This is a genomic window from Flavobacterium xinjiangense (assembly GCF_900142885.1).
Taxonomy (GTDB): domain Bacteria; phylum Bacteroidota; class Bacteroidia; order Flavobacteriales; family Flavobacteriaceae; genus Flavobacterium; species Flavobacterium xinjiangense.
In genome coordinates, this window is sequence record NZ_FRCL01000003.1 from 17,091 (window position 1) to 43,007 (window position 25,917).

Sequence of the window (25,917 nt, forward strand, 5' to 3'; positions counted from 1 at the left end):
GCGGGTTCTTATTCTGTAACCAGAACTTGGACCGCTACAGATGCTTGTGGAAATTCATCTACTGCGTCTCAAACTATCAATGTTCAGGATACAACTGGTCCTACAACGACGACCGCATTTAGCGCAACTATAGATGTAAGTTGTGATGCTATTCCTGATAAACCGGCACTCGTTTTCGTAGATAATTGCTCTACAGCGACTGAAAAAGAATATACTGTAGGTCCTAAAATTAATGAGGTGGCAGGCTCCTATTCGTTTGTGAGAACATGGATTGCAACCGATAATTGTGGAAACGAATCTACATTTAAACAAATTATTAATGTAGCTGTTACTAATAGTCTGGTGACAATACCAAGCACAGCTTGTAATAATGGAGAGGTGACAACTGTCAATCTAACTAGTCTATTACCTGTTGGAACTCCTACTACCGGAACTTGGACAGCAGTAAATAATGCTGCAGCCTTACAAGGAGATGTACTTACTGTTTTTGGTCTTCCTATTACAACTCCAGAAAATCCTGCTTATGTTTTCGAATATAAAATTACTGATGCCGATTGTCCTAGAACTATTCGAATAAATATGACCATTGATGATTCTTGTGCAGGTATAGTGTTACCATGTGGTGTGGTATTGGTTCATAACGCCTTCTCTCCAAACGGAGATGGAATAAATGAAAATTTTATAATCGACAATATTGATGATATTAACTGCTACCCAACTAATACGGTTGAAATTTATAACCGTTGGGGAATATTAGTTTTTGATACTACTGGTTATAATAATACATCAAGGGTTTTCAATGGTATTTCACAAGGCAGATCAACAATCAGCCAATCTTCTGGATTACCAAGCGGAGTTTACTTTTACATTTTGAATTACACTTCAATAGACGGTAATGGTAACCTTCAGACCAATAAAAAAGACGGGTATTTATACCTTACGAAATAATTAAATTTAAAATCCTGAGGACTTATGAGTCCTCAGGTTATTATTAAAATAGAATCCAATGCTCCTATCTTCAATTGATAAACACTAAGACTGTTATCAATTTGACCTGTTGAACTCTTTATTTATTCGTTCGATAGTTAATTTAAAATAATAAATATCTACTATGAAAACAAAACTATTTTCTTTCGTTTTGATGTTTACAGCCATGTTAAGTTTTGCTCAACAAGATGCTCAATTTACACAATACATGTACAACACCATTAATATTAATCCCGCTTATGCAGGATCAAGAGGAGTGCTGAGTATCTTTGCTTTGCATCGCACCCAATGGGTAGGGCTGGACGGCGCGCCAGTTACCAATACGGTATCTGTTAATACGCCGCTGAACGCAAATAATTTGGGACTGGGAGTCTCTCTCGTTAATGATAAAATAGGACCCACTCATGAGAATACACTCTCCGCTGACTTGTCCTATACCGTCCCAACTTCCGAGACTTTTAAACTTTCATTTGGTATCAAAGCTACTGCTAATCTCTTCGATTTAGATGTATCCAGATTGAATCCAGCTGATGATGATCCTAGCCTACATGATTATAGTAATAAATTCACCCCTAATATTGGTGCTGGGGTTTATTTACATTCTGACAAGGCTTATGTTGGTTTTTCGGTACCTAACTTTATCGAATCTAAAAGATATGATGATAATGAAGTAGCAATTTTCAAAGAAAAAATTAATTACTACTTAATTGCCGGTTACGTATTTGACTTGAATAATGACATCAAATTCAAACCTGCGGTACTTACTAAAATAGTGGCGGGAGCCCCGCTTCAAGTCGATGTCTCTGCTAACTTTATGTTTATTGACAAATTCGTGGTTGGCGCAGCCTATAGATGGAGCGCCGCATTAAGTGCAATGGTAGGGTTTCAAGTTTCAGAAGGTTTATACATAGGATATGGCTACGATCATGAAACGACCAATTTGAATCACTATAATTCCGGTTCGCATGAAATATTTTTGCGATATGAATTATTTAAAAATGATAACAAAATAATTACACCGAGATTTTTCTAAAATCAAGTATTATGAAAAATAATATAATTCTTTACATCACAACAACACTAAGTTTTATATCATTTAAAATTTACTCCCAAAATGAAAATTTTTATGTGACCAATAAAATAAATGACAAGTATGCATATATCGATGTGATTAAAACATACGAAAGAGTGGCGGAAAAAGGATATAAATCAGTGGATTTGTTTCAAAAGCTAGGAAATTCCTATTACTCCTATGCTGAAATGGAAAAAGCTGCAAAATGGTATGGTGAACTATTTGCACTGACTAGTGATCTAGATCCAAAATATTATAATCAATATGCCCAATCTTTAAAATTCATAGGTGAAATTGGTAAAGCCAATGAAGTGTTGGAAAAGTTAAAGCAAAAATTAGAAGCAGTCGCTTCTAAAAGAAATCAAAAAAAAAGATAAAATCAGTACTCCAAGATTCTTCTAAAAATTAATTATTATGAAAAATATTACACTCCTTTACATAACAATAGTAAGTGTTTTTTCATTTAACATTTACTCCCAAAAAGCTAGGGTAACTGCAGCCGATAAAAAATACGATAACTATGCTTACATAGATGCTATAAAAACCTATGAAAGAGTAGCGGAAAAAGGATATAAATCGGCAGATATGTTTAAAAAATTGGGAAATGCCTACTACTTTAACGGCGAACTTGATAAAGCGGCAAAATGGTATGGTGAATTATTCGCAATGGCTACTGATACTGATTTGGAATCGGAATATTATTACCGCTATGCGCAATCTTTGCGTTCTATTGGTCAAAATGATAAGGCCGACGAAATGTTACAAATATTTATTCAAAAATCTGGAAACGACAGTAGAGGAAAGCTGTTTAAACAAAATGTGAATTATTTAGAAGCAATCAAAGCTAATTCAGGAAGATACCAAATAGAAGATGCAGGTATTAACTCTAAATACTCTGATTATGGAACTGCTATCTATTCAAACAAGATTGTTTTTGCATCAGCCAGAGATACAGGGAGTTTAGCACATAGAACTAATTCGTGGACTGGTCAACCGTTTACAAATCTTTATGCTGCTGATTTAGTAGACAACATGATTCCGGGATCACCAAAGAAATTTGATAAAAACATAAACTCAAAATTTCATGAAGCCTCTCCTGTTTTTACAGCTGACGGTAAAACAATGTATTTTACCCGTAACAACTATCTTGCTGGAAAAAAAGGCAAAGATGGAAATGATATTACTTTAATAAAAATCTACAAAGCGAGTTTAGTGAATGATAAATGGTTGAATATAATGGAATTGCCCTTTGACAGTGATAATTATAGTACAGCGCATCCTGCTTTAAGTCCCGATGGAAAAACATTATATTTTGCTTCCGATATGCCCGGAACATTAGGACAATCTGATTTATTTAAAGTGACAATTAATGAGGATGGCAGTTTTGGCACTCCTACTAATCTTGGAAATACAATCAATACCGAAGGAAGAGAAACATTTCCGTTTGTAAATGATGAAAATGAGATATATTTTGCCTCAGACGGGCATCCGGGCCTTGGAGGATTAGATGTTTTTATGTCTAAAATAAATGAAGATGGGACATTCAGTGCCGTTCAAAATGTAGGTGCCGATGTAAATTCTCCTAAAGACGATTTTGCCTATTTGATTGATACAAAATCAAGAAGAGGTTTTTTTAGTTCCAATAGAGATGGTGGACAGGGTTATGACGATATTTATAAATTTCTGGAAACTAAAAGACTGATTTGTGAACAACTGTTATATGGGGAAATAACTGATCTTGTTACAAAAGAACTTCTACCTGACGCAAAAATCAGTCTGTATGATAGTCAATTTAATCTTCTTAACTCGACTGTTTCAGATGACAAAGGCAACTACACTTTTAAAGTGGAATGTGGGAAAACATATAATATAAGAGCTGAAAAACCAGAATACACCACAAAAGAAGAGAAAATTACTATTGCTGACACAAACGGAAAAACATATTTCCCAATAACGTTGGAAAAAGCAAAATGTAAAGTAACTATAGGTGATGATTTAGGTAAGTGCTTTGGAATAAAAATGATTTACTTTGATTTTGATAAATCTAACATTAGACAAGAGGCAGCTTTAGATTTAGAGAAAATATTAGATGTTTTAAATCAAAATCCAACTATGAAATTAGATATACGTTCACATACAGATAGTCGTGGAACATTCAAATACAATGAGGCTTTATCGCAAAGAAGAGTCAAATCTACTATAGGATGGTTGATTAAAAATGGGGTTGATTCGAATAGATTAAGCGGAAGAGGATATGGAGAAAATCAACTAGTTAACAATTGTTCTGATGGGATCAAATGTACTGAAGAAGAACATCAGTTGAACAGACGAAGCGAGTTTATAATTACTGCTTTGTAAAAATTAAAAAGAGGCTGCGACTTGGGGAAGACAGCCTCTAATTCCAAAATAAAAAACTCAACTTATATTTTTGCAAAAATGTTAGTGTAATATTTTCTACCATTCGTTGGATTCTCTCTAATTGATATTCCAAAATGAGTAAAATTACCTTCGATATTCTCTTTATGTCCTGGACTTGCTAACCACGCATTTACCGCAGCTTGAGGGGTACTATAGTTATATGCTATATTCTCACTAACAGTTTTAGCACCTAAAACTTTCATTATATTTTCAGAGCGAGCAACAAAATCATTATGGTTCACTACATTATTAGCAATCATGTAATTGTCATGCTCTTCTGACTTGTACGACATGTGATTGATCTTTTCTAACGGATTTAAACCAACACTAACTCTGTAAGTATTTATTAATTCCATTGTTTGTAATTCTGTTGCATTGTATGTGTATTCTGCTACTTTTAATGATGAAACATCTGTCGCCGATGAAGCATTATCTGAAGAACAGGAATTCAAAGTGCATACCATTGAAACAATCAACAATGTACGAAGTAGATTTCTTTTCATAAAAATAGTAGTTTAAGTTTAAAGTAGATTGTGGGGCAAACTTCTTTAATGTATTAACAAACATTTTGCTTTAATAATATTTAAAACTACATTTTTTATCGTTAAAACACCAAATAAAATCGATGAACTACATCATAAAAATAAATAATTATGTATATTTCCTACATTAACAAAATATTAACCAGTTTATTAATGGTAATCTTGGCACGTCAAAAATGAAAATTAAACAAAAGTTATATACAATATTTCTTGCCAAATTGTTAAAACATAAGGTGTTAAACATTATTCCAATAAAGCTTTAGCTAGATATATAATTACAGAATTGTAATTAAAAAAAAAAGACCGCCTTTTGGGGAAAAGACGGCCTCTAATTTTAAAAAAAAAAAATAACTCATATTTTTACAAAAATATTCGTATAATATTTTGCCCCATTTGCAGGGTTTATTCTAATTGCAATACCAAAGTGATTAAAATCCCCTTCAATATTTGCTTTATGACCTGGACTAGCCAACCACGCATCAAAAGCGGCCTGTGCTGTATTATAGTTATAAGCAACATTCTCACCAACAGTTTTCGCACCTACAACATTCATTATGTCCTGAGAACGAGCAACAAAATCATCATGATTAACAACATTGTTTGTAATCATGTAATTATCATGCTGTTCTGACTTTAAAGAAATGTAATTAATTTTTTGCAGAGTATTTAAACCAATACTAACTCTGTAGTTGTTTATTAAATCCATCGTCTGAATTTCTGAACTATTATAAGAATAATTAGTTGCTGTTAGAGAAGAAGTGCTTGATGCTGGATTTGCAGAAGAATCTGAAGAACACGAATACATAGTATTCACCGCTAAAAAAAGTAATAATGTACGAAGTAAATTTAATTTCATAAAACCTAGTAGTTTAATTTTAAAGTAGATTTTGGGGTCAAAATTCTTTAAAAATTTAAAATATTATTCTTTAATAATACTCAAAACTACTTATTTTACCGCTTAAGAGCCAAATAAAATCGACAAACTACACAAATCAAATAATTTACTCTATGTTTTTCTTACACTAAGGAGATAAACGTTCAATTTTCCAGTCAAAATCTTCTTGACTTGTATATCGAATCCTGTCATGCAATCTATTAGGTCGTCCCTGCCAAAATTCAACTTCTACAGGAGTTACCAAAAATCCTCCCCAATGCTCTGGTCTTGGAATTACAATTCCCTCATAATCAATCTCTAACTGTTTTAAGTTTTCTTCCAAAAAAGCACGTGAGGGAACAACTTCACTTTGATTTGAAACTATAGCTCCTAATTTACTTCCGTCTGGTCTGGATTCGAAATAATTGTTTGAAGTAATTTCTGAAGTTTTACTTGCAATTCCTTTTATAATAACTTGACGTTCCATAGTATGCCAAAAAAAGGAAAGACATATCTTTGGGTTTTGAGCAATTGCCTTCCCCTTTTCTGAATTGTAATTGGTATAAAATATAAATCCTTCTTCTGTGAATTTTTTTAACAGCACAACTCTTGATCGTGGAAATCCATCTAAACCAATTGTAGCAACAGTCATAGCATTGACTTCTTCATTTCCTCCAAAATCTTCTACCTCATGAAACCATCTATTAAAAAGATTAATGGGATCTTCAGGAATATTAGATTCTAATAACTCGCTCTTTTCATACGATTTTCGGTAATGACTTAAATCTTCCATATTTTATATTTTTTGGTATTCTAGAGTATTCGATTTTTATAAATTCAGGTTTTAAATTTAAAACTCAAAACATTTTCCATCATCAGCTAACAGCACTTCGGGAAAAATAGTTTCGGCCTCTTCTTTAAAAAAAGTTATACTTTCATATCGTGTAGAATAATGTCCTAGAATTAATTGTTTTGCATTAGATTTTAAGGCAATCATTGCCGCTTCTTTTGCCGTAGAATGAAGTGTTTTTTTAGCTAAATTCTCTTCCGATTGTAAAAAAGTCGATTCATGATACAAAACATCTATATTTTCAATAATAGGAAGTATAGATTCATTGTAAGCAGTATCAGAACAAAAAGCATAATTCTTTGCAGGAACAGGATCAAAAGTTAATTTTTCGTTTTCAATTACTCTCCCGTCCTCAAGAGTAATATCTTTTCCGTTTTTTATTTTTTGATAGTAACAAGTATCAATTTCATAATTTTGTACAGCATCTAAATTAAGTTTCCTCTCCCCTATTTTTTCTTGGAACAAAAAACCATTCGTATAAATACGATGTTTTAATGGTATGGTTTTCACCAAAACCTTTTCGTCTTCAAAAATCACTTCACTTTCTGCAGATTCTAATTCATGAAAAAACAAGCCGTAATTAGTCCCGGAATTCGATAATCTCAATTGTAACTTGATGATTTCTTTAATTCCTTTTGGACCATAAATATGCAAATCGGTTGTTCTATTCAATAATGTAAAAGTGGACACTAATCCTACCAAGCCAAAAAAATGATCCCCATGCAAATGAGATATGAAAATGTGATTAATCTTCGAAAACCTGATCTTGTTTTTCCGCAATTGCACTTGAGTCCCCTCTCCACAATCAATTAAAAAAAGTCTGTTTTTAATTTCTAAAATCTGAGATGTCGGATTGGTAAAAGTGCGAGGTGTAGCTGCATAGCAACCAAGTATTGTTAGTTTCAATTTCTTGTTTATTCGGTTATTTATTGATTTGATTTAAAAACCTAAATCTCTTTCAATTTCTTCCATTTCAATAATATCATGTGCTTCTAATAAAGATGGTACAACAGTCAATTTGCTTGGGACTGCATTATAGTCAAAATCTGAGGTCACTATTACAAATGATTTTTTAGCTTTTTTATGCTGTTTGGATAATGGCATAAATGATTTGATATCATCAGTAGAAAAGCCTTTATAAAGCAAAAGATCAATAATCAGATTATGCTTTTCAAATGTTTTATATTGATGTGTAACTTTCATCAAAAAAGAGGTAAAATCACCTTGTGTGTCTCTAATGGTTATCGTGTGGGCTTTTTGATCTACTTTCATTTTTTTATTAATTTCAGAGAATGCAAAATCGCAAATTTTATGAATAGCTAAGTTACTAAGTTTTCAATTGAAATTACTGAATTTTTGAAGCTAAAAGATAAATAACTGCCATCCTTATTGCTACACCATTTTCTACCTGGTTTAATATCACAGATTGATGAGAATCAGCCACTTCACTTGTAATTTCGACTCCACGATTAATGGGCCCTGGGTGCATGATTACGATTTCTTTATTGAGAGAATCCAATAATGTTTTATCAACACCATACTGTTGAGCATATTCTCTTGTTGAGGGAAAATAATTCACATCCATTCGTTCATTTTGAACACGTAACATATTAGCAACGTCACACCATTCAAGCGCTTTTCTTAAGTTAGGCTCAACAGTTACACCTAGAGACTCAATATGTCGTGGTATAAGCGTTTTAGGTCCGCACACTTTCACTTCTGCACCCTGCATTTGCAAAGCATATATATTCGATAACGCTACTCTTGAATGCAAAACGTCACCCACAATAACTACCTTTTTACCAGCCACTTCTCCCAGTTTTTCTCTAATCGAATAACTGTCTAATAAAGCTTGTGTTGGGTGTTCATGTGCTCCGTCACCTGCGTTTACGATACTGGCTTTTACGTTTTTGGACAAGAAATAAGCAGCGCCAGGATTAGCATGTCTCATAACGACCATGTCCACTTTCATCGAAAGTATATTATTTACAGTGTCAATTAGCGTTTCTCCCTTTTTTACAGAAGATTGTGCTGCTGAAAAGCTAATCACATCTGCTGATAATCGTTTTTGTGCTAATTCAAAAGAGAGTTTTGTTCGTGTACTGTTTTCGAAAAAAATATTGGCAATTGTAATATCTCGTAAGGAAGGCACTTTCTTTATTGGCCTATTAATGACTTCTTTAAAATGATCGGCTGTTTCAAAAATTAAGTCAATATCATTCTTGTTGATGTATTTTATACCTAATAAATGATTTACGCTTAATTCTTTCATTTCTTTTTACGATTATTAGTTTTTTAATAGTTAGATTTTAAAATTAAAATCTAATTTGTTATCAAATAAACGGCATCTTCACCATCATTTTCTTTCCAGCTCACCTTAACTTTTTCGTTATTTATAGCATCTACCTGCCTTCCTCTATAATCTGGTTGTATGGGTAAATTTCTACTGAAACGTCTATCAATTAGAACCAATAATTCTATTTCAGAAGGTCTTCCAAAAGACTGAATAGCAGTCAAGGCTGATCTAATGCTTCGTCCTGTAAATAAAACATCATCTATAAAAATGACTTTTTTATTTTCGACAATAAAATTAATCTTGGTTTTATTTGCTTCCAATGGTTTATCGGTTCTGCGAAAATCATCTCTAAAGAAAGTAATATCCAAATAACCCAATTGAATTTCAGGAGTTTGGTATTCATTTTCTAATATTTCTTTCAAACGTTCTGCTAAGAAAACGCCTCTTGGTTGAATCCCTACCAAAATAGTATCTGAAAAATCCAAGTGTTTTTCAATTAACTGACAGGCCAAACGATGTAATATGATAGTAACTTCTTTTGCAGTAAGTAATACTTTTTGACTCATGTTAAAGTGTGTTGTTTGGTTTTGCAAATATACGAATTCCCCCTTATGATTTTATAATTATAAAGCGAGAAAATGGTTGCACTTATTTTTTACCAAATGAAATCCATGTTGCTTTGTGCCAAATATATTCTAAAGGTCCTTGCTTATGCGTTTTAAGCCACCAAGTACAGAAAGATAATTGGATAAAAAACAATACAATTCCTATCAATAAACAGTAAGTAGCCCCAGTATACTCAAAAAGACCAAGACCATATCTATAATAAATAAAAGCCCCAATCATGGATTGCATAATATAATTTGTCAAACTCATTTTCCCGAAAGGAACTAATTTAGACAAGGCCTTGTTTATCGATTCCTTTTGATACAGTAAAACAAATGAAGAAACAATGACTAACATGAATGCGACATTTGACCATGATGCAAAGATTATTGTCAGTTTATTTGACAATGTTACTCTAGTTACTAAGTCTACCATATAAGTCTTTAAAAAATATAATGGTATGAAGAAAGCAATTGCATAGCCTAATACTTTGCTCCAAAATTGGTTAGTTGCAAGAGTTGTTGTGAAAAGTTGTTTTCTACCTACTAACATTCCAAACATAAACAAAGCCGGAGCTTGGAAAAACCTCCCATTTTCCCATGACCATAATAAAGAGGCGGTTTTCCCTAATGTCAAGTCTCCAATTACATAATCTATAAAAGAACCATGTTTCATATAATAACCTATACTTTCATAATAGGCATTAGATAAATTAGGAGGAGCCACATAATCTGGATTTAAAATATAATAAATACATCTTGCCCATTCCAAAGGTTGCAACATCAAAATAACAGCAGTAATAAACACCGCTTTATTACTCCAATTTACAACTGGTATCAATAAAAGTCCCAGAAAAGCATATAAAGTAAGAATATCACCCTGGTAAAAAGCCGTATTAAAAAGTCCAAAAACTAACAACAGCATCATTCTCCAAAAGAAACGACCTCTAAAATCATTTCCTTTTTTAGCTTGATTGTCATTTTGAATATAGAAACTAAACCCAAAAAGTAGTGCGAAAATAGCGTAGGATTTACCACCAAAAAGGAAAAATAGCGAATCCCAAACAATTTTATCTAATGCTACGAGCCACGTTGGAAAATTTTCCGGCAAATGATAATATTCAAAATGTTCCACATTATGTAGTAACATAATTGACATAATGGCAAAACCGCGCAACGCATCAACCACTTCTATTCTTGGAGATTTTAAGTTTAATGTAATGTTGGTCATAATGATGGCATGCGTTAAATAAAATAGTAAACCTCAAAAATATATTTTTTTGGATAAATAGTAGTTAAAAAAAATATTTATAAACATCCATTTTGTGATTTTTTGGATAAACTATTCAAAAAATTATACAAAACTCTGTAGAAATTATATAACTAATCAGTCCATTGATTTTGTACCTTTATGTAAATAAAAACTAAAAAAATAAAAACCCATGCAAAAAAAAATAACAAGATTATTGATGCTGTTCATAGTGTTAATTTCATTTACAAGCTGTTCAGTAATAGAAGGTATATTTAAAGCCGGTGTTGGTGTTGGTATTTTTATCGTGGTTGCTATAATTGCCATTGTTGTACTTATTATAAGCAAAGTCTTCGGTAAGAAATAATTAAATATTATCAGCATTTAGACCTTTTACAAAGGCATACGCCACTATTTAAAAAAAACGCCAACTGAAAAGTTGGCGTTTTTTTTTATCAAGATAAACGGCTGTTTAAATAGTATACATTTTAGTTCTTAATTCCTGAACTTTTTCATCATCAAGATAATCATCAAAAGTCATATAACGGTCAATTGCTCCGTTTGGAGTTAATTCAATAACACGATTTGCAACCGTTTGAGAAAATTCATGATCATGAGTGGTGAAAATTACAGATCCTTTGAAGTTTTTCAATGAATTATTGAAAGCTGTAATAGACTCTAAGTCCAAGTGATTCGTTGGTTCATTAAGCATCAAAACATTTGCACGCTCCATCATCATTCGAGACAACATACAACGTACTTTTTCTCCTCCGGACAATACTCTGCAGGTTTTCAATGCTTCTTCTCCTGAGAAAATCATTTTACCAAGGAAACTACGAATATTAACCTCATCACGCTCTTCCTCCGTTTTTACCCATTGGCGTAACCAATCCACAAGGGAATAATCGCTCTCAAAAAAAGAATGATTTTCTACTGGCAAATACGCTTGATTTGTAGTAACTCCCCAATCAAAAGTACCTGAATCCGCTTTTTGATTTCCATTTAAAATTTCGTAAAATGCAGTTGTTGCACGTGAATCTTTTGAGAAAAGGACAATTTTATCCCCCTTAGCCATATTCAAATCAACTCCTTTAAACAAAATATCTCCATCTATTGAAGCACTTAGATTTTGTACATTCAAAATTTGATCTCCTGCTTCACGCTCCTGATCAAAAATAATCGCTGGATAACGACGGCTTGATGGTTTTATATCCGAAATATTCAACTTACTAATCATTTTTTTACGAGAAGTAGCTTGTTTTGATTTGGCCACATTCGCACTAAAACGGCGTATAAATTCTTCTAATTCCTGTTTCTTTTCTTCAGCTTTTTTGTTTTGTTGCGCACGTTGTTTTGCTGCTAACTGGCTTGATTCATACCAAAAAGTATAATTACCTGAATAATGGTTTATTTTACTAAAATCAATATCCGAAATATGGGTACAAACGGAGTCTAAAAAGTGTCTGTCGTGAGAAACTACAATTACTGTATTTTCATAGTTTGCCAAGAAATTCTCCAACCAAGCAATGGTTTCAAAATCCAAATCATTGGTAGGCTCATCCATTATAAGTAAATCTGGATTTCCAAAAAGTGCTTGTGCCAAAAGGACACGAACTTTAATTTTACCCTCAAGATCCCCCATTAAAGTATAATGATGTTCTTCTGAAATTCCAAGATTTGACAACATCGATGCGGCATCAGAGTCAGCATTCCAACCGTTCATTTCTTCAAATTGAACTTGCAACTCCCCTATTCTATCTGCATTTTTATCATTGTAGTCTAAATACAAAGCATCCATTTCTTTTTTGATCGCATACAATGTTTTATTTCCCATCATTACGGTCTCAAGAACGGTGCTTTCGTCAAACATATTGTGGTTTTGGTTCAAAACCGACATACGTTTTCCGGGTTCCAAATGAATATGTCCTGATGTAGGATCCATTTCACCTGCAATTATTTTAAGAAAAGTAGATTTTCCAGCACCGTTGGCTCCGATAACTCCGTATATATTACCGTGTGTGAAGGTAGTATTTACTTCATCAAACAAAATTCGTTTGCCAAACTGAACTGATAAATTATTAACTGTTAACATAAATATTTTTTATAAAAATTTTTGCAAAAGTACGAAAAAAATACTGATTTTTATAAATTGTAGATAGCTTAACATTAAAATAGTAGTCCAGAAAAAATGCGATGAAAATTCATTCGATTTGCACTATTATTTTCTTTAAAATTAACAGCCAAACAAACTTAGTTTTAATACTTATTTATTTGATTTCATCACTGACTTAATTTTTTCAAACTAGCTAAAACTGCCACTTCAACATCCGCTGGGCTTCTTGTATTAAATTGTTCTAATAAACCATTTATTACATCAAGGTTAACTGTTTTTTTATTTTCTACAACTAGTAAAAGTTGTTCCGATATCTCCTTTAAATTTTTGGATAAAGGCAAAATTGGTTGAATCAACGGAGCATTCGCACTTAAATTAATTAGATCCGCATCCATTGCAATCCATTTTCTAAAAAAATTGGTTACCAAAGTTTGATTTTCTATATTTTTATTTTCTAAATAGTTGTTTACCGCTATATCAAAATCATATGCATCAAAAGCATCAGCAGTGCAGGCATCAGCAAATAAAGTCAAAGGAGAAAACATAAAATATTTTTTTCCTCCACCATTTCGCTTGTAATTTTTTAGGGGTTCACAAACATTAGAAAAATCTCTCAATGCTTTTATTTCCTGATTGTTGGTAATATTTCTTAAGATTACGTCTTTATTTCTCAGATGCATAATCCCTAATTCTTCCAATCTAAAAGAGATTGTTTTCAATCTTTTATGCAAACTATTCAAATCAGTAATATTTTCATTAGACCACAATCTTTCGGCAATAGCTGCTGTTCTTGGCCAAATTCTGGAGTCAATATTCAAAGGCGTTACCAATTCACTCCACATCGTAGCTTCGCCACCTAATATTCTTGCTTTTTCCTCGGCAGTAAGAACAATGTTTTTTGGTATCGGATCGTTCAAATAATGACTTTGAATCCCTAACATTAGATCAATGTAGTAACCATTGGACAGAACTGTTTTATACCCGTTTTTTGCAGCAGCGATAAGAGAGCCTCCTGGAACAACGCTTTCATTTACCCCTTTCCAGGAATGAATTATAGCCTCTTTGGACATGTTTTTTGTCATTATTTCTTCCCAACCCATTAATTCTTTATTATGTTTTTTTAACATTGGAATCAATTTCATTGTGAAATAGGTCTGCAATTCATGATTGTTGGCTAATCCGTTTTTCTTTTTAAATTCTTGTATTTTAGGATTTGCATCCCATTCTTTCCCTTGATTTTCATCACCTCCAATATGAAAATAGTTTCCTGGAAACAATGGACAAACTTCATCGAAAATATCACCTAACAATTGATATGTTTTTGGGTTTGTCGGATCTAATGTTGGTGTATAAATTCCTGATCTTCTTCCAACAGTATAAGTAACCTCATTACTTACTTTACTTCCTATTTCTGGATACGCAGTCAATATTGCAGAACCATGGCCAGGAACATCTATTTCCGGGACTACTAAAATTCCTCTTTCAGAAGCATATTTTACGACCGTTCTAATTTCCTCCTGAGTATAATAATATCCATCCGAAGCTAGTTCAGTCAATTTGGGATGTTTTTTAATTTCAATTCTCCAACCTTGATCATCTGCTAAATGCCAATGAAATACATTCATTTTCATAGAAGCCATTGCATCGAGATTCCTTTTAATAACATCTACAGGCTGAAAATGTCTTACTGCATCTATCATCAATCCTCTCCAAGTAAATCTTGGAGAATCCGTAATTTCAACCACTGGAAAATAATACGAAGTACTTGTGTTTTGCAATAATTGCAACAATGTTTCTAACCCATGCAATGCACCAAGATCTGTTGCCGCATTAATCATTATTCTATTCGAAGAAATCGTTAATGCATAACTTTCGTCTTCATTCAATCCTACTTTTCCATTTCGAACACAATTAATTTGTAATTCTGCAGCAGGAACTTCATTGTTCTTTGTTATAAAAGCCTGTTCCAGAAATAATCCAGTTCTACCATCTAATCGTCGTAAAAAATTGGTCGCTCCTACAAAAATTCGAAGGTTGGGATTACCTGTAATATTTAATTTAAAACTTTTAGATAAAGCAAAAGTTCCTGAGGTCAAATTTATATTTTGTGGCCAAGGCATCAGATCTAATTCTTCTTTTTTAATTTGTGAAATAGATAAAAAAGGAATAAACAGTAGGATTAAGATGTATTTCATGTTTTTATTGTTCTTTTTAATAATCAAAACGCTTAAAAGCTTCAATCGCTTCGTATTCCGCTAAACCTAAGTCATCATACAATTTAGCCGTATGCTTATTGCGATCTTCTGCTCTTACCCAGAATTCTCTGGAGTCATTTCCCTGAAACATCACTCTGTCTTTTTGAGATTGGTGATATAAAATAGCATGCCTTTTTAGTAGCACTTCATCTGGACTCAAAGGTACGGCCATGTCAATTTCATGAATATCCCATTCATGCCAAGCCCCTCGGTACAACCACAACCAACAATCATTCATGTATTTCTCTGGCTTCAATTGTTTCATTGCCGCAAATATAGCATTAAGACAAACTTCATGTGTACCATGTGGATCTGCTAAATCTCCTGCGGCAAAAACCTGATGGGGTTTAATTTTTGCGATAATAGCTTGAACTATTGCAATATCTTCAGGACCTAATGGATTTTTCTTTATATGACCTGTTTCATAAAACGGCATATCCAGAAAATGAATATTCTCTTCCTTTAATCCAATATATCTTGTTGCTGCATAAGACTCTCTGCGTCTAATCAATCCTTTCAATTTTCTAGCCTCAACTGTATCGACTTCATTTTCTGATTTATTATTTAAAAAATCTATAACCGCTTGAAAATTCATTTTAGTTTTAGCATCTCCAATGAAATCATTACAAACCTCAGCAAATTTCAAAGCTTCATCGTCTGTTACTGCAATGTTTCCAGAGGTTTGATAAACCACATGAACATCGTGCCCTTGTTTTATTAATTTAGAAAAAGTTCCTCCCATAGAAATCACATCATCATCAGGATGCGGACTAAAAAGGATTACTCTTTTCTTAGCAGGATTTGCTCTTTCCGGCCTATGTGAATCGTCAGTATTAGGTTTACCTCCTGGCCATCCGGTTATGGTGTGCTGCAACACATTGAACATGTTTATATTCAAGTCGTAAGCTGAACCTTCTAATGCTAAAAGATCAGACATTCCATTGTTATTGTAATCTCTGTCGGTCAATTTCAAAATGGATTGATTGGTACTTTGACACAGCCAAACAATTGCTTTGCTTTTTAACTCTTGAGTCCAAATACATTCTCCAACTAACCACGGTGTTTTGAAACGGGTTAATTCTGAAGCTGCTGCTTGGTCTAAAACGAACGTAGCATTAGCGTGATTTTGCAAAAATGTCGCAGGAACTTCAGAGCTAATTTCACCCTGAATAGTTCTTTTAATAATATCTGCTTTGTTTTGGCCCCAGGCCATTAACACAATTCGTTTAGATCTAAGAATAGTAGATACACCCATGGTAATTGCTCTTTTAGGAACATTGTCAATCCCATTAAAATCAGATGAAGCATCGACTCTTGTAATGTGATCCAGAGTAATTATTCGAGTACCTGAGTTGATATGAGATCCTGGTTCATTGAACCCAACATGACCTGTACGACCAATACCTAATAATTGAAAATCAAGTCCGCCAGCATTTTTAATATTCATTTCATAATCAATACAATATTGATTCAGCTCTTCAATGGCTACAGTTCCGTCTGGAATATGTATGTTTTCAGGCTTAATATCAATATGATTAAAAAGATGCTGATGCATAAAATAATGATAGCTCTGATTGTTCTCTTTAGTCATTGGATAATATTCATCCAGATTAAAAGTGATTACATTACTAAAACTAAGTCCCTCTTCTTTGTGCATTCTAACTAGTTCTTCATACACTTTAATTGGTGAAGAGCCAGTAGCCAAACCAAGAACACAAGATTTATTTTGCTTTTCTTTTGATTTAATCAATTCAGCAATTTCCTGCGCTACAATTACAGAAGCTACTGTCGAGTTTTTGAAAATTTCATTGTGAATTTTTTCAAATCTAGTTTCTTCAAATTTACCTGCGCTTTTATAGCTGATGTCTGGTTTAATTTCTAAAGCACTTTTCATTTTTATTCTGTTTTAATTCTAATTTATAAAGATATGCATTTTTTTAAATGGTGTAAACGCTCCGGAATGCATTTAGGTTGGACATTATTTTAGTCTTTTCATGTAAATATAGCTTTAACGTGATTTTAGAAAAAATAATTTATACCAACAGCACCTAATATTCAACCAACGACATTTTTTTATCAACAACGCGTTTTAAAAAACGACAAATGAAAGCGTTGATTTTTACTGATTTCAAATTATTGATTTTCGTAAATAAGTGTTTTTTTGCTATAAGATTGATTAAATTGCACTATCAAGATCACTAAAAACATTTAATATTTTTTTCTATTAAATTCTCTTGGAACATTCCATAGATACTTTTTAAATCTCTTTTAGAAAATGTTTGTGAACATGATGGCATAAATAATGGCAGATTAAAAATAAAGATTAATTGTTAAGTCACTAACGGAAGTACCATGAGTTTTGAAATTCTGAATAATTTTGTACTTTCACCACATACAAAAACAAAAAGGTATTGGTACAATAAACACTAAGAAGCGGTTGAAATTAATTTTCAAAAACCAATACACTTTCGAACATAAAGTAAAGTTAAATTATTATATCATCTCTTTACAAATACCTATTCCTTATGAAGATTAAATGTGTTTTAGTAGATGATGAACCATCAGCTATAAAAATCCTGCAGAATTATTTCACCAATTTTGCGGATTTTGAGATTATTGGCACTTTTAGCAATGCACTGGAAGCACTGGAGTTTATCAATAACAATAGCGTAGATGCCGTATTTCTCGATATCAATATGCCTATGATGACTGGTTTTGAATTGATCCGATTGATAGAGTATAAAACTAAAATTGTAATCACCACAGCCTTTAGAGAATTTGCTGCCGAAAGCTATGAATTAGATGTATTGGATTATTTACTAAAGCCAATCCCTTTACCCAGATTTATTAAATGCATCAATAGGATTTCAACAGAAATCAATTTAAAGAATAACACAAAAATTGAAGCGCATCGGATTGAACCTCATATTTTTATCAAAGTAGATAAGAAAATGATAAAAATAACAATCGAAGAAATTCTTTTTATTGAAGGAATGAAAGAATACATTAAGGTCGTGACGAGCGATAAAACTTATATTACACACAAATCATTAACTTCCTTATCAGACGAATTACCAGTGGATCGATTTGTAAGAATTCATAAATCGTTTATCATTGCAATAGACAAAATAAAATCTATAGAAGGAAACCGAATTCAAATAATTTCTTACACTTTGCCCATAGGACGAAATTACAGCAAAGATGTAAAAAGTAAAATTTTAGAATAGAAGTCATTTCAATATTTTACTTGAAAGCGTAAAAAAATAAAAAAAAAGCATCATTTTTTAATAAAACGTGATTATTCTATAATTTTAAGAATATTTATTCTAAATAATTTTTTTTTAATTTACTTAACAAATATATTTACCATCTTACTGCAAAAAAAAACAAAAAATTAAACTAAAAAACCAAAAAAAATTATGAATTCAGAACAGACGAAGTCGAATAATTCGGCTCTTTATACCTTAATTACAGTATTCTTCTTTTGGGGATTTATTGGAGCATCAAATGGTGTTTTCATCCCTTTTTGTAAAGCTAAATTTGGTTTAGACCAGTTCCAAAGCCAGCTTATCGATTTTGCTTTTTACGGGGCTTATTATATAGGAGCGTTACTGCTTTTCATTTTTAGTAGCTTAGCAAAAAATGATATTCTAAATGCTTGGGGTTTTAAAAAAGGAATTATCAACGGATTATTAGTAAGTACTTTTGGAGCTTTATTAATGATTTTGGCCGTATCTCAAGGAAGTTATTTATTCATTCTTGGTGCTTTATTCATAGTAGCTTTAGGTTTTTCTTTACAACAAACTTCCGCACAACCCTTTGCAGCTTCCTTAGGAGAAGCTCATACAGCATCAAACCGTTTAAACTTAGCTGGTGGAATCAATTCACTTGGAACCACAATAGGACCAATAGTTGTTTCTTTTGCCTTATTTGGAGTTATTTCCGGTGTCAGCATTGAAGAATTTGCTCAAAAAGAAGACTCATTAGATTCCATGAGAATACTTTATGTATTTGTTGGAGGTTTATTCTTATTGGCCGCCGCCTTATTCTATTTTTCAAAAAAATTACCATCCGGTAAAAGTGATTCTACTTTTGAACCTGCAAGCAAGGCAATGAAAACGCTTATAGCAATTACGGTAATTTTAGTAGCAATATTTGCTTATATATTCTCTCGATATGAAGATCAAGAGTTCATCACTCGTTTTATTGACAATAAAGAAAAGGATTATTTAGGTTTAGGATTGACAGTTGCAACATTATTAGTTGTGGTTATAGGGTTATTATTCGCTAATACCACAGCACAAAAAAATCCTGAAGGATGGGGAGCAATGAAATACCCACAATTAGTTTTGGGAATGTTAGCGCTCTTTACTTATGTAGGTGTCGAAGTAACCATTGGTAGTAATCTTGGATCATTATTAGAAACGGATACTTTTGGTAAAATTGCAGGTCCTGCATTAGCACCATATATGTCAATGTACTGGGGAAGTTTAATGATTGGTCGTTGGGCAGGAGCAATTTCAGTGTTTAATCCATCTTCTCAATTAAAGAAAATTTTACTTATCGTAATTCCTTACGTAGCTTTTGGAGTAGTATTAGCTGCTAATGCAATCTCTGGCCAAGATGTTACACCATTATACGGTTATGCATTCGTAATTTTGTTCCAAATCGCAGGTTTCTTTTTAGGAAAAGATCATCCATCAAGAACATTAATGATTTTTGGTTTAATGGGAATGACAGCAATGCTAATTGGTTTATTCACTACGGGAACAACAGCAATTTATGCTTTTATGAGTGGTGGTTTATTTTTAAGTATCATGTGGCCATCTATTTTCTCATTGGCAATCGCTGGTTTAGGAAAATACACTTCTCAAGGTTCTGCCTTTTTAGTAATGATGATTTTAGGAGGTGGAATTATCCCACCCTTACAAGGAAAAATATCCGACATTATTGGGATTCACGATTCTTATTTCATTCCTGTTTTATGTTTTGCTTTTATAGCATTCTATGGTTGGAAAGTGATTGCAATACTAGAAAAACAAGGAATTGGACACGAAATAGAAGTTGGTGGAGGACACTAATTTTCAAATAGAATAACAAACCAAAAAACCAAACCAACTAAAAAATCCCATCAACCTAGGTTGAAGGGATTTTTTTATTCAATTCATTGAGACTAAAAACCGCTCACTGAAAATTTCTTTTATTTGTTTCCTTTTTCGAAATCAGCAACAAACTGCGCTAATCCAATATCAGTTAAAGGATGCTTTAATAAACCGTAAATTGCAGAAAGTGGTCCAGTCATAACATCAGCACCAATTTTAGCACAGTTTACAATGTGCATTGTATGACGAACAGATGCAGCAAGAATTTGAGTTTCGTAACCGTAGTTGTCGTAAATCAATCTGATTTCTTCAATCAAAGCCAAACCATCAGTAGATACATCATCTAAACGACCAATAAACGGAGAAACATAAGTAGCGCCCGCTTTAGCAGCCAATAAAGCCTGTCCTGCAGAGAATACTAAAGTTACATTCGTTTTTATTCCTTTATCCGAGAAATATTTAGCAGCCATAACTCCTTCTTTAGTCATAGGCAATTTTACAACGATTTGATCGTGCAAATCAGCTAATTCTTCACCTTCTTTAATCATTCCGTCGTAATCCAAAGCATTCACTTCAGCACTTACATCACCATCAACTAGGTTACAAATATCTACATAATGCTTCAAAATACTGTTTTTTCCAGTAATTCCTTCTTTTGCCATCAATGATGGATTTGTAGTAACTCCATCCAAAACGCCTAATGCTTGTGCTTCCTTAATTTGAGCTAAATTAGCCGTGTCAATAAAAAATTTCATAGTATTTATATATTTAATTGTGTGTTTTTTTATTTGGGCGTGACCGCAAGGGTCAGGCTTTTCGCTATATCCTAGCTAAAAAGCGAGGGATGCCGCTACAATCCTTCACGCAAATTCGGTGCAAAATTACAACTTATAACGGTTCATTAGTATTTTTGTTTTTTGAATTATTAGAAATTTTCAATTCATCTCGAATTTCTTCTAAAATAGTTGTTAAATTTTGCTTATAATCTTCAGCATCGTTAATTCTATTACTGTAAGCTTTAACAATTCTACGAATAAGATACCAAAAAGAAATAACAATTAAAACTGTTATTATACCCGAAATAATTTCAGTGAATTTTCCCATAATTTTATAATTTATAATGGTTCATCAGCATTTTTTCATACACTTTATCTGGTAAAACTCTTTTCAGAACAATAGAGAACTTTTGCATAAAAGCTCCTACTTTATAATGAACTTGTGGTACTGGAGTTTTAATAATCTTATAAATCGCTTCGGCCATTTCATTTGGATTGCTGCCGCTATCCACATGTTCATCCATTGTTTTAAGGGTATTCCCATACGGAATTTCATAAGCAGAACCTTTAATTAAAGGAGCATGAAAACGTCCCGAAGCAATATTAGTCGCAAAATCTCCCGGAGCAACATTCGTAATATGGACTCCAAAAGACTTCACTTCCATTCGTAAAGCTTCTGTGATTATTGAAAGAGCTCCTTTTGAAGCCGAATAAATACTTCTGTAAGGCAAACCCATATATCCTGCAATAGATGTTACATTAATGATTAAACCCGATTTCTGCGAACGCATTTGTGGCAAAACCGCTTTCATAACTTCTATTGGTCCAAAGAAATTGGTCTCAAAATTATTTTTGATTTCATGCATTGGGATTTCTTCCAATGGTCCGGTAATTCCAACACCAGCATTATTTATTACAACATCCAGTCTTCCAGAAATCGCAATTACTTTGGCTACAGCCGCATGAATCGAATCCGTATCCCGAACATCTAAAGCTACCAAAGGAAAAACCGAATTCAAAACCCTTTCCGGATTTCTGCTGGTACCATAAACAACAAAACCTTTATGATGCAAAAATTCACCTATAGATTTCCCTATTCCCGATGAACCGCCTGTAATTAGAACTACTTTACTCATTGTTTTTTGTTTGAGGTTAAAAGTTACATATCCTTTAAAAAAGAATTTTATTAAGACTCTTCTCTTTTATGGAGTGGTCCAAAAATAAAAAAATCCTCCCGAAGGAAGACTACTTTTGTACGAAATAATTCAAAAAAAAATCTCCCGAAGTGGAAGATAAAAAAAAATGGCAAGCGACCTACATCGCATCGCTCAACCGCTTACCCTTGCTATGTTCCCATCCTGGGGGAGTCTGCAGGAGCAGATCGTGTAGGACTTGCCGGTGCAAATATACAATACTTTTTATATTTTTGCAATACCTTTGCACCTATAAAATAACGTTGTATATTGTCTTATTAAAATTTTAAACTATGAAAAATTATAACTTCCTATCTATCATTTTATTAGGAATTACGCTAGCAAGTTGCAGCGATACAAAAAAAGGAGAAAATTCTATATTTACTATCGATAATACTAATTTTAAGGCAAAATATCAGCCTCAAGAGTCACTTCAGATAGGTGTTTTAAACCCAAACAAGGAGACTATAGACAGTATTATCTACTATGTAAACGATAAAAAAATAGCTTCAAAAAAAGGGCTTGACAAATTGACTTTTGAATTAAAAGACCAAAAATTAGGCTACCAAAGCCTAAAAGCATTAGTTTATTTTGGAGGTGAGAACTCAGAAGCTACAGCTAGAGTAGAATTGGTTTCGAATGTGCAACCAAAATTATTGAAATACAAAATAGTAAATACATTTCCGCACGACACAACCTCTTTTACTGAAGGATTAGAATTTTATAAAGACACTTTATATGAAAGTACAGGACAAAATGGTGCTTCTCATTTTAGAAAATACGATTATAAAACGGGTAAAGTTTACAAACAGGTAGATCTCGAAAATAAATATTTTGGAGAGGGAATTACTTTTGTAAACGGAAAATTATTCCAATTGACTTGGCAAGAAAAAACAGGTTTTATCTATGATGCCAACACATTAAAACTGGAAAAAACCTTTACTTATGATAAAGATATTGAAGGTTGGGGAATGACAAATGACGGGAAATACATTTATCAAACAGACAAAACAGAGAAAATTTGGAAAATGGATCCAAGCACTCAAAAAATGATTGATTACGTTAATGTATATTCTGGAGAATCAAAAATTCCAAGCATAAACGAATTAGAATGGATTAATGGAAAAATTTATACCAATGTTTGGCAAAAAGATGCGATTGCAATCGTAAATCCTAACAATGGTGCGGTAGAAGGAATTTTAGACATGTCAGGTCTGAGAAAATTTGTAAAAAATAAAACTGCTGAAGTTTTAAATGGTATCGCTTACAATCCAAAAACCAAAACCATTTTTGTAACCGGTAAAAACTGGGACAAAATTTTTGAAATAACAGTTTCAGAATAATTTTATAAAAAATGACAACCTTAATCATCAATATCAAAGAATTACTTCAGGTTCGAGATTCCTCTATTTTGAAAGTATCCGGCGCTGAAATGGCAATTCTGCCAACAATAAAAAACGCCTATTTGATCATTCAAAATGGGCATATTTCTGATTTTGGTTCAATGGACGATTTACCAAACATAAATCCAGAAAAGTGTATTGACGCCGACGGAAAAATAGTTTTACCTTCCTGGTGCGACAGTCATACTCATATTGTTTATGCGGGTAATCGGGAGCAGGAATTTGTAGATCGAATAAATGGCTTGACATACGAGGAAATAGCCAATCGTGGCGGTGGGATCTTAAATTCTGCTGCGAAATTGAACGAAGCTACTGAAGAGGAAATTTTCGACCAATCAAAAAATCGTCTGGAAGAAGTGATTAGTTTGGGTACTGGAGCTGTCGAAATCAAATCAGGTTATGGATTAACAGTTGATGGAGAACTAAAAATGCTTCGTGTTATTCAACGTTTAGCACAAAATTATCCAATAACCATAAAAGCGACTTTTCTGGGTGCTCATGCATTCCCTCTAGTATACAAAGAGAACCACAAAGGTTATATTGATTTAATCATCAACGAAATGCTTCCTGAAATAGCGAAAAACAAACTGGCTGATTATATCGATGCCTTCTGTGAAACCGGTTATTTTACAGTTGAAGAAACAGAACAAATCATGAAAGCGGGAATTCGTTTTGGCTTAAAACCAAAAATCCATGTCAATCAATTCAACTCTATCGGAGGAATTCAAGCTGGAGTAAAATACAATGCACTTTCTGTAGATCATCTGGAAATTATGAAACCCGAAGATATTGAGGCATTAAAAAATACAGAGACCATGCCTGTTGCTTTGCCTTCGTGTTCCTATTTCTTGAGTATTCCTTATACTCCAGCACGTGAAATGATTGCCGCGGGCCTTCCATTAGCACTCGCAACAGATTACAATCCGGGTTCTACTCCATCAGGAAATATGAATTTTGTTGTCGCAACCGCCTGCATAAAAATGAAGATGACACCAGAGGAAGCTATAAATGCGGCGACACTTAACGGAGCTTATGCAATGGGAATTTCTGAAACGCACGGAAGCATAACCATTGGTAAAAAAGCCAATCTGATTATTACAAAACCTATTCCCTCCTATTATCAATTACCTTATGCTTTTGGCAGTAATCTAATTGATACTGTAATTCTAGAAGGAGAAATAATCGTATAAAAAAAGAGGAACCGAAGTTCCTCTTTTTTTATGCGAATCCTTTAAAATATTATTTTAAAGAAAAACTTGTTTTAGAAACTAATTGATCTTTATCAAAAATATTTACAAAATAAGTTCCTTTTGGAAAGTCTTTACCTCGTAAATTCTCTGTTACATCAACTGTTTTGTTTTCATAATTAACATTAGACATAAAACTATAAGTCAAAGTGTTATCACCAAAAGTTTCTGTTTTTTTATCTCCTAAAACATTGTTTTTACTGTCAATAACTTGAACATAATAAGATTTAGTCCCTGATTGTGCTACTTGATTTTCAGCAATAGTAAAACTTATTTTAAGAACATCCGCTCTACTTGCTTTGTCTGTAGCAACTTCTTTTCCAGAACTTTTTAGTTTATAAGCTGAACCTCTTGTATTCAAAACAGTTAATTTTGCTGCTTTTTCAACTACTTTAGATAATTCTTCATTTTGTCCAGCTAACGCTTCATTAGATTTTTTAGCTTCTCCTATTACAACTACTGCGCTATCACGTTGTGTTGTTAAGGTTGTATTTTGTTTTTTCAACCCTTCATTTTCAGCCATCAAAACTTTCATTTTTGATTGTAAAGCAACTGATTGCGTTTTGTATTTTGCTAATGAAGCCACATCTCCTTTTGATTTACTAAGATCATTCATCAAGTTTACCACTTTATCTCTCTCTTGAGTTAACTCATCAGACATTGAAGTGTTTTCTGAAATTGCAGCATCATAAGTAGATTTTAATTCCTGCAAATCTTTCATGACGGACTCTTTTTCAGTTAATGTTGTTTTTAATTCTGTCTTAACAACATCAGTATCAGAAGTCATTTTAAAAATATATACTAAACTTCCCACTAATAAAACTGCTAAAACTGCAATAACCGCTTTTAGACTTGAACTGCTTTTTTGATTTTCCATATTCTATTTAATTTATTTTTTACAAATTTAACAATATATAACTACCATATAACGTAAG

General features: G+C 32.8%; 24 protein-coding genes and 1 other RNA gene. 9 read left to right on the forward strand and 16 right to left on the reverse strand.

Annotated features, from left to right (window positions below):
- From BUC23_RS04045 to BUC23_RS04060, 4 genes are all read left to right on the forward strand, one after another.
- The coding region (locus BUC23_RS04045; RefSeq protein WP_167365555.1) for a T9SS type B sorting domain-containing protein at nucleotides 1-948 on the forward strand (948 nt) is incomplete at its 5' end.
- Between the two features lie 163 nt (nucleotides 949-1,111).
- The gene (locus BUC23_RS04050) at nucleotides 1,112-2,020 is read left to right on the forward strand and encodes a PorP/SprF family type IX secretion system membrane protein (protein WP_073205851.1); all 909 of its coding nucleotides are present in this window, start codon (nucleotides 1,112-1,114) and stop codon (nucleotides 2,018-2,020) included.
- Between the two features lie 11 nt (nucleotides 2,021-2,031).
- Nucleotides 2,032-2,436 carry a tetratricopeptide repeat protein gene (locus BUC23_RS04055; protein ID WP_073205853.1) on the forward strand — a complete coding sequence of 135 codons (405 nt, stop codon included), beginning with the start codon at nucleotides 2,032-2,034 and terminating at the stop codon, nucleotides 2,434-2,436.
- A gap of 37 nt (nucleotides 2,437-2,473) precedes the next feature.
- Entirely contained in the window at nucleotides 2,474-4,417 is a 1,944-nt protein-coding gene (locus tag BUC23_RS04060; protein ID WP_073205855.1) for an OmpA family protein, read from the forward strand.
- A 62-nt stretch (nucleotides 4,418-4,479) separates the two neighbouring features.
- Here the strand turns inward: BUC23_RS04060 and BUC23_RS04065 are convergent, their stop codons facing one another.
- The 8 genes from BUC23_RS04065 to BUC23_RS04100 all read right to left on the reverse strand — a co-directional run bounded on the left by BUC23_RS04065 (nucleotide 4,480) and on the right by BUC23_RS04100 (nucleotide 10,875).
- Nucleotides 4,480-4,980, reverse strand: a complete 501-nt coding sequence (locus BUC23_RS04065; RefSeq protein ID WP_073205857.1) for a CAP domain-containing protein — start codon at nucleotides 4,978-4,980, stop codon at nucleotides 4,480-4,482.
- A gap of 391 nt (nucleotides 4,981-5,371) precedes the next feature.
- A complete protein-coding gene (locus BUC23_RS04070; RefSeq protein ID WP_073205859.1) occupies nucleotides 5,372-5,875 on the reverse strand; it encodes a CAP domain-containing protein in 504 nt (167 codons plus the stop codon).
- A gap of 166 nt (nucleotides 5,876-6,041) precedes the next feature.
- Nucleotides 6,042-6,686 carry a pyridoxamine 5'-phosphate oxidase gene (gene pdxH, locus BUC23_RS04075; protein WP_073205861.1) on the reverse strand — a complete coding sequence of 215 codons (645 nt, stop codon included), beginning with the start codon at nucleotides 6,684-6,686 and terminating at the stop codon, nucleotides 6,042-6,044.
- A 57-nt stretch (nucleotides 6,687-6,743) separates the two neighbouring features.
- A complete protein-coding gene (locus BUC23_RS04080) occupies nucleotides 6,744-7,649 on the reverse strand; it encodes a ribonuclease Z (protein WP_073205863.1) in 906 nt (301 codons plus the stop codon).
- A gap of 33 nt (nucleotides 7,650-7,682) precedes the next feature.
- A complete protein-coding gene (locus tag BUC23_RS04085) occupies nucleotides 7,683-8,015 on the reverse strand; it encodes a ribonuclease Z (RefSeq protein WP_073205867.1) in 333 nt (110 codons plus the stop codon).
- A gap of 73 nt (nucleotides 8,016-8,088) precedes the next feature.
- On the reverse strand, nucleotides 8,089-9,015 hold the full coding sequence (locus tag BUC23_RS04090; protein ID WP_073205870.1) for an aspartate carbamoyltransferase catalytic subunit: 927 nt from the start codon (nucleotides 9,013-9,015) through the stop codon (nucleotides 8,089-8,091).
- 50 nt (nucleotides 9,016-9,065) lie between these two features.
- Nucleotides 9,066-9,605 carry a bifunctional pyr operon transcriptional regulator/uracil phosphoribosyltransferase PyrR gene (pyrR, locus tag BUC23_RS04095; RefSeq protein ID WP_073205873.1) on the reverse strand — a complete coding sequence of 180 codons (540 nt, stop codon included), beginning with the start codon at nucleotides 9,603-9,605 and terminating at the stop codon, nucleotides 9,066-9,068.
- A gap of 82 nt (nucleotides 9,606-9,687) precedes the next feature.
- Entirely contained in the window at nucleotides 9,688-10,875 is a 1,188-nt protein-coding gene (locus BUC23_RS04100) for a DUF418 domain-containing protein (RefSeq protein ID WP_073205875.1), read from the reverse strand.
- A 211-nt stretch (nucleotides 10,876-11,086) separates the two neighbouring features.
- On the opposite strand from BUC23_RS04100, the gene BUC23_RS17455 reads away from it, so the two are divergent.
- Nucleotides 11,087-11,260, forward strand: a complete 174-nt coding sequence (locus BUC23_RS17455) for a hypothetical protein (protein WP_167365556.1) — start codon at nucleotides 11,087-11,089, stop codon at nucleotides 11,258-11,260.
- Nucleotides 11,261-11,365: 105 nt separating this feature from the next.
- Here BUC23_RS17455 and BUC23_RS04105 read toward each other — a convergent pair whose 3' ends face one another.
- The 3 genes from BUC23_RS04105 to nagB all read right to left on the reverse strand — a co-directional run bounded on the left by BUC23_RS04105 (nucleotide 11,366) and on the right by nagB (nucleotide 17,155).
- Nucleotides 11,366-12,985, reverse strand: a complete 1,620-nt coding sequence (locus BUC23_RS04105) for an ABC-F family ATP-binding cassette domain-containing protein (RefSeq protein ID WP_073205878.1) — start codon at nucleotides 12,983-12,985, stop codon at nucleotides 11,366-11,368.
- Nucleotides 12,986-13,173: 188 nt separating this feature from the next.
- The gene (locus BUC23_RS04110) at nucleotides 13,174-15,201 is read right to left on the reverse strand and encodes a beta-N-acetylhexosaminidase (protein ID WP_073206771.1); all 2,028 of its coding nucleotides are present in this window, start codon (nucleotides 15,199-15,201) and stop codon (nucleotides 13,174-13,176) included.
- A gap of 16 nt (nucleotides 15,202-15,217) precedes the next feature.
- A complete protein-coding gene (gene nagB, locus BUC23_RS04115) occupies nucleotides 15,218-17,155 on the reverse strand; it encodes a glucosamine-6-phosphate deaminase (RefSeq protein ID WP_073205882.1) in 1,938 nt (645 codons plus the stop codon).
- Nucleotides 17,156-17,786: 631 nt separating this feature from the next.
- Here nagB and BUC23_RS04120 point away from each other — a divergent pair.
- Entirely contained in the window at nucleotides 17,787-18,488 is a 702-nt protein-coding gene (locus tag BUC23_RS04120) for a LytR/AlgR family response regulator transcription factor (protein ID WP_073205886.1), read from the forward strand.
- A gap of 192 nt (nucleotides 18,489-18,680) precedes the next feature.
- Nucleotides 18,681-20,342 carry an MFS transporter gene (locus BUC23_RS04125; RefSeq protein WP_073205889.1) on the forward strand — a complete coding sequence of 554 codons (1,662 nt, stop codon included), beginning with the start codon at nucleotides 18,681-18,683 and terminating at the stop codon, nucleotides 20,340-20,342.
- A gap of 119 nt (nucleotides 20,343-20,461) precedes the next feature.
- Here BUC23_RS04125 and fsa read toward each other — a convergent pair whose 3' ends face one another.
- The 4 genes from fsa to ffs all read right to left on the reverse strand — a co-directional run bounded on the left by fsa (nucleotide 20,462) and on the right by ffs (nucleotide 22,537).
- Nucleotides 20,462-21,118 (reverse strand): fructose-6-phosphate aldolase, encoded by a 657-nt coding sequence (fsa, locus tag BUC23_RS04130; protein ID WP_035672771.1) that lies wholly within the window; start codon nucleotides 21,116-21,118, stop codon nucleotides 20,462-20,464.
- Nucleotides 21,119-21,251: 133 nt separating this feature from the next.
- The gene (locus tag BUC23_RS04135; protein ID WP_073205892.1) at nucleotides 21,252-21,467 is read right to left on the reverse strand and encodes a hypothetical protein; all 216 of its coding nucleotides are present in this window, start codon (nucleotides 21,465-21,467) and stop codon (nucleotides 21,252-21,254) included.
- A 4-nt stretch (nucleotides 21,468-21,471) separates the two neighbouring features.
- Complete coding sequence (locus BUC23_RS04140) at nucleotides 21,472-22,275, reverse strand: SDR family oxidoreductase (protein ID WP_073205896.1); 804 nt, start codon at nucleotides 22,273-22,275, stop codon at nucleotides 21,472-21,474.
- A gap of 164 nt (nucleotides 22,276-22,439) precedes the next feature.
- Nucleotides 22,440-22,537, reverse strand: an RNA gene (ffs, locus tag BUC23_RS04145) — signal recognition particle sRNA small type.
- Nucleotides 22,538-22,625: 88 nt separating this feature from the next.
- On the opposite strand from ffs, the gene BUC23_RS04150 reads away from it, so the two are divergent.
- Nucleotides 22,626-23,675, forward strand: coding sequence for a glutaminyl-peptide cyclotransferase (locus BUC23_RS04150; RefSeq protein WP_073205900.1), 1,050 nt, complete (start codon nucleotides 22,626-22,628; stop codon nucleotides 23,673-23,675).
- A gap of 11 nt (nucleotides 23,676-23,686) precedes the next feature.
- A complete protein-coding gene (hutI, locus tag BUC23_RS04155; protein WP_073205903.1) occupies nucleotides 23,687-24,925 on the forward strand; it encodes an imidazolonepropionase in 1,239 nt (412 codons plus the stop codon).
- Between the two features lie 49 nt (nucleotides 24,926-24,974).
- Here the strand turns inward: hutI and BUC23_RS04160 are convergent, their stop codons facing one another.
- Nucleotides 24,975-25,859 (reverse strand): hypothetical protein, encoded by an 885-nt coding sequence (locus BUC23_RS04160; protein WP_073205907.1) that lies wholly within the window; start codon nucleotides 25,857-25,859, stop codon nucleotides 24,975-24,977.
- Between the last annotated feature and the right edge of the window lie 58 nt (nucleotides 25,860-25,917).